This window comes from Petrotoga halophila DSM 16923, assembly GCF_002924615.1.
In genome coordinates this window covers 1-2,238 of sequence record NZ_JALY01000292.1, presented here as the reverse complement: position 1 = coordinate 2,238, position 2,238 = coordinate 1, and the positions used below count along the sequence as shown (strand labels likewise).

At 36.0% G+C, this 2,238-nt stretch carries 3 protein-coding genes; all 3 read right to left on the bottom strand.

Annotated features, from left to right (window positions below; all coding sequences use genetic code 11):
• Window positions 1-866: isocitrate/isopropylmalate dehydrogenase family protein (locus AA81_RS13155; RefSeq protein ID WP_103899288.1), on the bottom strand; the 866-nt coding region annotated here is incomplete at its 3' end.
• Between the two features lie 11 nt (window positions 867-877).
• Entirely contained in the window at window positions 878-1,381 is a 504-nt protein-coding gene (locus tag AA81_RS13150) for a 3-isopropylmalate dehydratase small subunit (RefSeq protein ID WP_103899287.1), read from the bottom strand.
• Window positions 1,382-1,411: 30 nt separating this feature from the next.
• The coding region (locus tag AA81_RS13145; protein ID WP_103899286.1) for an aconitase/3-isopropylmalate dehydratase large subunit family protein at window positions 1,412-2,238 on the bottom strand (827 nt) is incomplete at its 5' end.

Here is a 2,238-nt window from a genome sequence, read left to right as displayed (position 1 = left end):
TTCAGTTTTAAATAATCTAATAACATAATGGATGAGCTTAATAAAGCAATCGGGTTTGCTATACCTTTATTGGCTATATCTGGAGCACTTCCATGGACCGCTTCAAAGATCGCAGCATCCTCGCCAATATTAGCAGCTGGAGCAAGACCCAATCCTCCTATCAAACCTGCGGCTAAATCGGAAAGGATATCTCCGTACAAATTAGGAGCGACAATTACATCGTATTTTTCGGGATTCAATACCAACTGCATGGACATATTGTCAACGATCTTTTCTTCGTACTCTATTTCAGGATATTGGCTTGCAACTTTTCTAATAGATTCCAAAAATAAGCCATCTGTAATCTTTAGAATGTTTGCCTTATGTACAGCTGTAACTTTCTTTCTTTTATTTTCTTTTGCATATTTAAACGTAAAATATGCAATCTTATCGCTTGCATTTTTTGTTATCACTCTAACGGCACAAGCTGTATCGTCGATCTTGTATTCAATCCCTTTATACAAACCTTCGGTATTTTCTCTCACTACAACCAAATCGACATTATTGTATTTGGTATTGAGGCCCACTAAACTTTTAATTGGTCGTAAGTTTGCATACAGGTTCAACCTTTCTCTTAGTGTAACATTCACACTTCTAAATCCTTTACCTATTGGCGTAGTTATCGGACCTTTCAAAGCTACTTTGTTTTTCCTAATCGAATCTATTACATAATCAGGCAGAGGAGTTCCATATTTCTCAATTACCTTCTCTCCAGCTTCCACTAAATCCCAACTAATAGGAACGTTCATATGCTCAAAGACATCTACAACTACAGAGGTTATTTCTGGACCTATTCCATCACCCGGAATCAAAGTAACTGTATACATAAAATCACCTACTAATCTATTAATTCTAAAGTACCGTATTTTTTGTAATAATTAACCAAACCCCCACTTTGTAAAATCTTTAACATCACTTTGGGGAGAGATTTAATCTTCAAAACTTCATCTTTGGTAAGATTCTTAACTATACCTTTTTCTAGATCAACAGTCAATAAATCACCTTCATCTATATTATTAGTGGGAACTTCAACCAAAGGTAACCCAATATTTATGGAATTTCTATAAAATATTCGGGCGAAAGAAGTTGCTATTACAGCACTGATACCAGCATGTTTTATCACTAAAGGCGCTTGTTCTCTAGAAGAACCACAACCAAAATTTTCTCCTGCAACGATGAAATCACCTTTTTTGATTTCATTATAAAAATTTGGCCTTAGATCCTCCATCAAATGAACAGATAATTCGTCCATATCGATGGTACTGAATTTGTATTTTCCGGAGATAATATAGTCGGTGTTTACATCGTCACCAAATTTATGTGAATAACCTTTTAATTCCATTATTTGTCCTCCCGTTCAAAAAATTATTTGTCACAAATATTTTCGAGGATCCGTTATTTTTCCCTCAATACAAGAAGCCGCCACTGTGGCAGGTGATCCCAAATAGATGAAAGCTTTGTTGTTTCCCATTCTTCCTTTGAAATTTCTATTCGCGGAAGAAATTACATTCTCTCCATCAGAAGGTACTCCATTGTGTGTACCGACACAAGGCCCACAACCTGGGGCAACTACCGTCGCTCCTGCTTGAATTAAAGTTTGAATTATTCCCTCATTCATAGCTTTTAATAAAGTATCTTTAGATGCAGGAGCCACAATAAGTCTAACACCCTTATGGATTCTCTTGCCTTTTAAGATATTCGCAGCTATTCTTAGATCTTCAATTCTTCCGTTAGTGCACGTACCTAACAAACCTTGATGTATAGGAATACCTTCAACTTCACTAATTGGACTAACATTATCAACAGCATGGGGTTTGGCAATTTGAGGTTCTAAATCGCTGACATCAAATTTATATATTTCTTCATAATTTGCACTTTCATCTGGTTCGTAACTTTTAAATGGTTTATCAGTTCTTTCCTTTATCCAATTTTCAGCTTTTTCATCAACTTTCATCAAACCGACTTTGGCTCCCATTTCCACTGACATATTAGAAATGGTAAATCTTGCCTCAACCGATAAATTATCAATAACTGGGCCCTCAAACTCTACAGCCTTGTAAGTTGCTCCATTGGCTGTCAGATTCTTTATAATATACAACGCAACATCCTTAGAAAAAACACCTGTTGGCAGAGAACCTTCTAAAACAATTTTTACACTTTGTGGTACCTTAAACCATAACTTGCCACTCGCCATAGCAA

What these genes read in the sequence shown, in the direction of transcription:
- AA81_RS13150 (WP_103899287.1), bottom strand. Translation starts at nt 1,381, where the DNA reads ATGGAATTAAAAGGTTATTCACATAAATTTGGTGACGATGTAAACACC.